The organism is Candidatus Cloacimonadota bacterium, assembly GCA_011372345.1.
Classification (GTDB): domain Bacteria; phylum Cloacimonadota; class Cloacimonadia; order Cloacimonadales; family TCS61; genus DRTC01.
Genome location: DRTC01000425.1, coordinates 1 through 7,643, shown reverse-complemented (window position 1 = coordinate 7,643; position 7,643 = coordinate 1). Strand labels below are relative to the sequence as shown.

Genomic DNA, 7,643 nt, shown 5'->3' with positions numbered 1-7,643 from the left:
GTTGAATTAGTTGAATTAGTTGAATTAGTTGAATTAGTTGAATTAGTTGAATTAGTTGAATTAGTTGAATTAGTTGAACTGGTTGAAGTAGGAAAAAGAGAAACCTTCCGAATGGTCTTGACCTTCGGAATGGTTGAAAATGAGCGGATCACCATTGCGAAGGCTTCCAACCATTCGCAAGGTAATCTTGAAAAATATCCGTGTTTATCCGTACAAATCCGAGAGCAAAAAAAGAGGTTAAAAATGATAGCAAGATACTCAAGGCCGGAAATGGCAAAGATCTGGGAATTACAAAACCGTTTCCAATGTATGCTCGATGTTGAGATCGCTGCCTGCAAAGCGATGAATGAAATCGGCATCATCCCGGAAGACGACCTGCAAAATATCGTTGAAAATGCCGATTTCGATGTGGACAGAATAAATGAGATCGAGCAAACCACCAAACATGATGTGATCGCTTTTTTGACAAATATTGCCGAATATGTGGGAGAATCTTCCCGCTGGATCCATTTTGGATTGACATCCTCCGATGTTCTCGATACAGCAACTTCTATACAACTCAAGCAATCCGGAGAATTGATCCTGCGTGATCTAGAGACTTTTTCAGAAGTTCTCAAAATCAAAGCACGAGAGTATAAAACTACTCTGTGTATCGGTAGATCACACGGAATTCATGCTGAACCTACAACTTTTGGCTTGAAATTCGCTCTCTGGTTCGATGAAATGCAGCGAAATATTCAACGCATGAAAAATGCAATAAACGCAATTTCAGTCGGACAAATTTCCGGTGCAGTCGGAAATTATGCTCATCTAACTCCTCAAATCGAAAAAGTCGCCTGCGATCTGCTTGATTTGAAACCGGTAAATATTTCCACGCAAGTTATTCAAAGAGATAGAATTTCGGAATTTTTAAATACAATTGCTGTCATCGGTTCGACAATCGAGAAAATCGCTCTCGAGATCAGGCATTTGCAGAGAACAGAAGTTCTGGAAGCAGAAGAGAATTTTTCCAAAGGACAGAAAGGTTCATCAGCCATGCCGCATAAGCGAAATCCTGTTGTTTCCGAACAGATGTGCGGATTGGCTCGCCTATTACGATCTAACGCTTCTGCTTCCCTGGAAAACAATGCTCTCTGGCATGAAAGAGATATCAGTCATTCTTCGGTTGAAAGAATCATCCTGCCGGATTCAACCATCCTCATAAATTATATGCTGAATAAAATGATAACCTTGATCGAGAATCTGCTTGTTTATCCGGAAAATATGAAGAAAAACCTGGAATTGACCAATGGCTTGATTTTCTCGCAGGTTCTTTTATTGGAACTTTCTAAAAAGGGAATTTCCCGAGAAAGAGCGTATGAATTAGTGCAGAGAAATGCGATGGAGTGCTGGAAAACGAAAAGACCGTTCCAGGAACTGGTTTTGCAGGATAAAGATATTCTCGAAATAATTTCGTTGGAAGAAATCCAGCAAATTTTTTCCTATCAAAGATATACTGAAAATGTAGATTTCATTTTTCAGCGGGTTGGAATTTGATGGTTTCCAAAAACAATCAGAATTGTCATAGCAAGTCATTCTATAAAGAAACTCTTACGAAGCAATCTTTAATTTAATGAATTTAATAAAATGAAAAGCAATAACCTGAAAATCCTCATCCCGAACTTTTTCACAGCCTTGAGTTTAACCTCCGGTCTAATCTCTCTTTATTTTACAAATGAAGGAAATTTTGTTCCTGCTTCCTGGTTGATCGCTTTTTCCATGTTCTGTGATGGATTGGATGGAAAACTCGCCAGACTTCTGCAAGCCAGTTCAAAATTCGGTTTCCTGTTTGATACACTTTCCGACTTCGTTGTTTTTGGAGTTGTTCCTGGATTTTTGGCTTATAAAGTTTCTTTGTTTAATTTCCAACTGTTGGGTGCGATAATTTCTATTTTTTATATTTTCTGCGGAGGTTACCGTTTAGTCAGATTTACTCTAAAGAGTTCCGAATCTAATGGGAAGCACGCTTTTACAGGCTTGCCAATCCCAGCCGGAGCAGGAATTATTGCTTCGTTCATCATTATTAATTATTATTTTTACCAGAAAATACATCTTAACGAATTGTTTGCTGTTTTGATCTTGGTCAGTTCTGTGTTAATGATCAGCACGATCGAATATCTGCCTATCGAAAAAAGAAAAAAACTAACAAAAGAAGCTAAATTTTTCATTCTGCTGGCTTTGGTCAGTGTATTTTTAGCGATCAAATTTTCTTATCTTATTTTTGGAATTTGGATTTTGATCTACATCTTATATGGGATCATTCGGCAAATCGTTATCAAAGTAAAAAAGAAAACCGCGAATGAACACGAATGAACACGAATTAATCCAGATAAAACATTTATTCTTTTTGTGTCTTTTGTGCCTGTTCGTGGCTATTTAATCTTATGTTTTTGAAAGTTTTAGCTGATAATTTCCTCGATCTGATCTTCCCCAAAAATTGTTTGAACTGCAATTCCGGATTAGATCAAAACGAAGATATAATTTGCAGAAATTGTGAATCATCCCTGGTATTTCTATCCGAGAGTATTTGTAAGGTTTGTGGAAAACCTCTGGAAAATAATATTTGCAAAACCTGCTCAAATACAGAACATTTCTTTGATAAAGCCCGTTCAGTTTTCCTTTTTGAGAAAACTTTAAGAAATGTCATACATAATCTAAAATATGAAGAAATGACAAAAATCGGGAAATATTTAGGAAAATTTGCTTCTGTTTATCTAAAGGAAAATAATCCTTTTGAAAATATTGATTTCATCGCGCCTGTTCCGCTTCATAAAGTGAAAAAAAGGATTCGTGGTTTTAATCAGTCGGAATATATTTCCCGAAAAATAGCTGCTGATATGAATTGGAACCACATTCCGGATTTAGTTTTGAGGAAAAGATTCACGGATTCTCAAACCAGACTTTCCAGAGCAGGCAGACAGAAAAATGTTTCCAATGCTTTCCTCTTGAATAAGAAATATGATATGAAGAACAAAAACATCCTGCTCATCGATGATGTCTTTACTACCGGCTCGACCGTCAATTCCATCAGTAAGCATCTAAAAGATAACGGAGTTAACAAAGTCTTTGTCTTGACAGTTGCACGGGCGTAAAATTTTTGAGAAATTCAACTTGCCAAGTTGATTGGTAGGACTCGAAAGATAAAGTCGTCGAGTCAAGAACAACCAGCCTGAAAATAAGTAGTTAATTTTTTAAATAAGTAAAAAAGTAATAACATAGTTATGGCACTCCATAAAAAGGTATTATGATAGTAGAAATCAGTGAAGAACGAGCAATTGAAATGGTTGAGAAAATTTCTCAATTCATCGTCAAGAAACGAATGGCAGCCCCGGCTTTGATGACCATCGAATCCCTGCGTCCTTTGAATTTCATTGGCAGTCAACTCTTATATTTTCTCGCTCCTTTTGCCGAGGTTATCTTTAATGCCAAAGAATACCAGGAATTTGCTGCTCTCCTGGAAAAAGATGAATACATAAAATTAATGCTGAAACGAATAGATGAAATCGATGAAGAAATGTACCGAGAAGAACGGGAAAAGAAGAAGATACTTCGGAAGAGAAGAATAAATAAGATTAAAAGGATATTGGGAATTAATAAAGAGTCTTAATCAAAATTAATTAACTTTCTTCTAATATTTTTAGGTTAAATTAAGAACTTAAATAGCCTTTTATTTCATACCGGAAAATGGTTTTTCTTTATATAGAAATAACTTGCAAAAAAAACCGGTCTTAAAAATTTGTAACAAAAATTCCTGTGGAGGATATATATGAGCAATGCTCAAAATTTAAAGAGAATCGTTGCCACAGATTGCGGCAGCACGACCACCAAATCGATTCTCATCGAATATATCGACGGTGAATATCGTCAAACCGTGCGTGGAGAAGCACCGACAACTGTAGAAAAACCACTCAATGATGTAACCAAGGGTGTGATTAATGCTGTTACGGAACTGGAAGAACTGGCTCGCTTGAAATATAACGATCCCAGCATTAAATTCATCAAAGATGAAACAATCTGGATCTCCGAAAAAGATGGTGAAGGTGTCGATGCTTATGTTTCTACAAGTAGTGCGGGTGGCGGATTGCAGATGATGGTAACGGGAGTTGTAGCTAAAATGACCGGAGAAAGCGCAGAACGAGCAGCCCTCGGAGCGGGTGCAATTGTGATGGACTTGATCGCCAGCAATGACCAGCGTCCGAATTATGAAAAGATTGAAAGAATCCGTCTATTGCGACCTGATATGATCTTGATGGCTGGCGGAGTCGATGGCGGAACAACCAAGCATGTTGCGGAGATGGGAGAACTCGTTGGAGCTGCTGATCCTAGACCTCGACTTGGTTCGAGTTATAAACTTCCGATCATTTATGCCGGAAACACTAAAGCGCGTGATATCATCAAAGAAACTCTTGCCGAAAAAGTAGATCTGATCATAACCGATAATATCCGACCCACTCTGGAAGTAGAAAATCTCGGTCCTGCCCGTGATAAGATTCATGATCTTTTTATGGAACATGTGATGGCTCAAGCTCCCGGCTACAACAAACTGACGAGTTGGACTGTTGGTCCTAAAAACGGAAAACTGCAAAATATTCCGATCATGCCGACTCCGGCAGCGGTTGGAAACATCATGAAGACAATTGCCAAAAGACATAATATAGAAGTTCTAGGAGTTGATATTGGCGGAGCAACAACCGATATTTTCTCGGTTTTCACCAAAGACCATGTTTTTAATCGAACCGTGAGTGCAAATCTTGGCATGAGTTACAGTATTTCCAATGTGCTGGCAACTGCCGGAATCAAGGAAATCCTGCGTTGGGTACCGTTTGATATCGATGAATCCGAACTGCGTAATATGATCAAAAACAAGATGATCCGTCCCACCACAATTCCGCAGCAATTAGAAGAGCTGGTTCTGGAACAGGCAATCGCTAACGAAGCCTTGAAATATGCTTTTCTCCAACACAAAGAATTTGCTGTTGGTCTAAAAGGAGGACAGAAAAAACGCGAAATTGCTGATGCTTTTGCTCAATCGACTTCAGGTGCAAGTATCGTTAATATGATGACTTTAGATCTTCTGGTTGGAAGTGGTGGAGTTGTTTCTCATGCTCCAAGAAGAAATCAATCAGTAATGATGATGTTGAACGGATTCCTGCCGGAAGGAATTACCAGACTTGCTGTTGACAGTATTTTTATGATGCCCCATCTTGGTGTTTTGGCTGAAATTAGCGAACAGGCAGCCACCGAAGTTTTTGAGAAAGATTGTATGATCTATCTCGGGACATGTGTTGCTCCGGTCGGAAAGATAAAACCTGATAAAGTTGCTCTTAGTGCAAATATTGATCTTCCAAATGGAGAAAAATTCAAGGAAGATATTAATTTCGGTGAGATCAGACTCATTCCTCTTGGCGTTGGTGAAAAAGCAAAAGCTTATCTCAAACCAGGAAAAGGACTCGATCTTGGAGCTGGTAAAAACCAGGAAATAGAAACAGAACTGCACGGAGGAGTTGTCGGATTAGTTCTCGATACTCGTGGAAGACAACCATTCGTTCTTCCGGTCGATGCATCTGAAAGAGTTCCGCTTCTAAAAAAATGGATGAAAGCACTGAACGCTTATCCTGAAGAAATAACGAAATAGCCACGAAAAGGCACAAAATACACAAAAAAATAAAATTTGTGTTAAAAAGACAAAACAATCTTTTTTTGTTTTTACATATTTTGCGACTCTTGTGCATTTTTGTGGCAATTAATGAGGATGGAATAGATGACAGATATTATGAAATTGTGTGATATAATTCGTGAAACGAGTTTCGATCTTCATAAATATCTTAAAAATGGTCATCTCGAAAAAGTGTATGAAAATGGATTATTCCATCGTCTGACAAAAATAGGATTAAATGTAAAACAACAATTTCCACTCAAAGTTTATGATGAAGATGGAGTTTTGTTAGGTGATTTTTTTGCTGATCTTTTTGTGGAAAATTGCCTGATCATCGAACTTAAAGCATGTAGAACTTTGATCAATGAACATACTGCTCAACTTTTAGGATATTTGAGAGCGTCCCGCATCGAACATGGTTTACTGATCAATTTCGGAAGTTCCAGATTACAAATAAAGAAATATATATTAAATAAAAGATAGCCATGAAAAGGCACAAAATGCTCAAAAAAGTTTTTATTAATGCAACGAAAATAAATTTTTCTCTTTTTGTATCTTTTGTGATTTTTATGCATTTTCGCGGCAATTAAGGAGGTTGTAGATGGCACAAGCATATTCCCCAGGTTTGACAGTTACAGATAATATAGTTTTAAAAAAAGAAAGAATTTTACCCTTAAAGGGAACTGTTCTTGTTAAAAAAGGTGACAAGGTCAAAGCAGAAGATCTGGTCGCTGAAACCCTGCTTCCAGGAAAAGTTATTCCATTCAACTTATCTAACAAATTGGGTGTTACTCCACCTATGCATTTGCAATACACTAAAGTAAAAGCTGGTGCTAAAATAAAAAAAGGAGATGTACTCGCGCAAACCAATGGATTCATGGGATTATTCAAAACAACTGTAAAATCCCCCCTTGACGGTGAGATTGAAAGCATTTCCAAAATAACAGGGCAGGTGTTGTTGCGTGAACCCAGAATTCCGGTTCAGGTCAAAGCCTTCCTCGACGGTTTGATCGTAGATGTTATCCCGGAAGAAGGTGTTATCGTTGAGAATAAATCCGCTTATGTGCAGGGAATTTTTGGGATCGGCGGAGAAACAACCGGTGAGATCAAGATTCTCGCATCTGCTCCCGATGAAGTCGTTTCTGCTTCAAAGATTGATGATAGTTGTAAAGATAAAATCATTGTCTGTGGAGCAATGGTGAATTATGATTTTATCAAGAAAGCAATTGAGACAGAAGTTCGTGGAATCATCTCCGGAGGGATCGATGACAACGATCTGAAAAAACTTCTCGGTTATAATATCGGAGTTGCTATTACCGGGCATGAGAACATCGGCTTGACTATTGTTGCGACAGAAGGTTTTGGTAATATCAATATGGCGAAGAAGACTTTTGAACTTCTCAAGAGATTCGAAGGACATAAATCTTCAATACATGGGAAAACCCAGATCAGAGCCGGCGTGATGCGGCCGGAAATCATCATTCCTCTCGAATTTAAAGAGGATGAACTTCAAGAACCGGAAGCCAAAATGTCTTTACTGGAGATCGGCACAACGATTAGAGTAATCCGTCAACCTAACTTCGGAGTTATCGGAAAAGTTACAGGTTTACCGGAAAAACTAACCCGTGTCGAAAGTGAAACTCTTGTTCGTATTTTGGAAGCAGAGCTGGAAAATGGTCAGAAAGTTACGATTCCAAGAGCGAATGTGGAAGTTATTGAAGATTAAAAAATGTATTCCAATAACGATATAAATAAAATAAAAGATATAATTTTAAGTGTTGTTCAACCTGAAGAGATCATTCTATTCGGTTCGTATGTCGATGATTCTTATAATGATGAAAGCGATATTGATATCATGGTTTTGCTTCAAAAAGAATTATTGAGAAAAGAAAAACTTCAGTATTTGAGAAACCTTTATCTTGCTTTTTTTAAGAATAACCTGGAAGTC

At 37.8% G+C, this 7,643-nt stretch carries 8 protein-coding genes; all 8 read left to right on the top strand.

Annotation, left to right across the window (positions count from 1 at the left end):
* Positions 1-243: 243 nt before the first annotated feature.
* Positions 244-1,536: an adenylosuccinate lyase gene (locus ENL20_08280; GenBank protein ID HHE38553.1), complete on the top strand. Its 1,293-nt coding sequence runs from the start codon at positions 244-246 to the stop codon at positions 1,534-1,536.
* A 90-nt stretch (positions 1,537-1,626) separates the two neighbouring features.
* Positions 1,627-2,352, top strand: coding sequence for a CDP-diacylglycerol--serine O-phosphatidyltransferase (gene pssA / locus ENL20_08275; GenBank protein HHE38552.1), 726 nt, complete (start codon positions 1,627-1,629; stop codon positions 2,350-2,352).
* 71 nt (positions 2,353-2,423) lie between these two features.
* Positions 2,424-3,131: a ComF family protein gene (locus tag ENL20_08270; GenBank protein ID HHE38551.1), complete on the top strand. Its 708-nt coding sequence runs from the start codon at positions 2,424-2,426 to the stop codon at positions 3,129-3,131.
* Between the two features lie 152 nt (positions 3,132-3,283).
* Positions 3,284-3,646, top strand: coding sequence for a hypothetical protein (locus ENL20_08265; protein HHE38550.1), 363 nt, complete (start codon positions 3,284-3,286; stop codon positions 3,644-3,646).
* A gap of 159 nt (positions 3,647-3,805) precedes the next feature.
* Positions 3,806-5,674, top strand: coding sequence for a methylaspartate mutase (locus tag ENL20_08260; protein ID HHE38549.1), 1,869 nt, complete (start codon positions 3,806-3,808; stop codon positions 5,672-5,674).
* A gap of 126 nt (positions 5,675-5,800) precedes the next feature.
* On the top strand, positions 5,801-6,178 hold the full coding sequence (locus ENL20_08255; protein ID HHE38548.1) for a GxxExxY protein: 378 nt from the start codon (positions 5,801-5,803) through the stop codon (positions 6,176-6,178).
* A 118-nt stretch (positions 6,179-6,296) separates the two neighbouring features.
* Positions 6,297-7,421: a hypothetical protein gene (locus ENL20_08250; protein HHE38547.1), complete on the top strand. Its 1,125-nt coding sequence runs from the start codon at positions 6,297-6,299 to the stop codon at positions 7,419-7,421.
* A 3-nt stretch (positions 7,422-7,424) separates the two neighbouring features.
* Positions 7,425-7,643 (top strand): nucleotidyltransferase domain-containing protein (locus ENL20_08245; GenBank protein ID HHE38546.1); only part of this gene is annotated, 219 nt, incomplete at its 3' end.

Bases quoted from the DNA above. Each gene is read 5' to 3' on its own strand.
- ENL20_08280 (HHE38553.1), top strand. From the start codon at position 244: ATGATAGCAAGATACTCAAGGCCGGAAATGGCAAAGATCTGGGAATTA.
- pssA (HHE38552.1), top strand. From the start codon at position 1,627: ATGAAAAGCAATAACCTGAAAATCCTCATCCCGAACTTTTTCACAGCC.
- ENL20_08270 (HHE38551.1), top strand. From the start codon at position 2,424: ATGTTTTTGAAAGTTTTAGCTGATAATTTCCTCGATCTGATCTTCCCC.
- ENL20_08265 (HHE38550.1), top strand. From the start codon at position 3,284: ATGATAGTAGAAATCAGTGAAGAACGAGCAATTGAAATGGTTGAGAAA.
- ENL20_08260 (HHE38549.1), top strand. From the start codon at position 3,806: ATGAGCAATGCTCAAAATTTAAAGAGAATCGTTGCCACAGATTGCGGC.
- ENL20_08255 (HHE38548.1), top strand. From the start codon at position 5,801: ATGACAGATATTATGAAATTGTGTGATATAATTCGTGAAACGAGTTTC.
- ENL20_08250 (HHE38547.1), top strand. From the start codon at position 6,297: ATGGCACAAGCATATTCCCCAGGTTTGACAGTTACAGATAATATAGTT.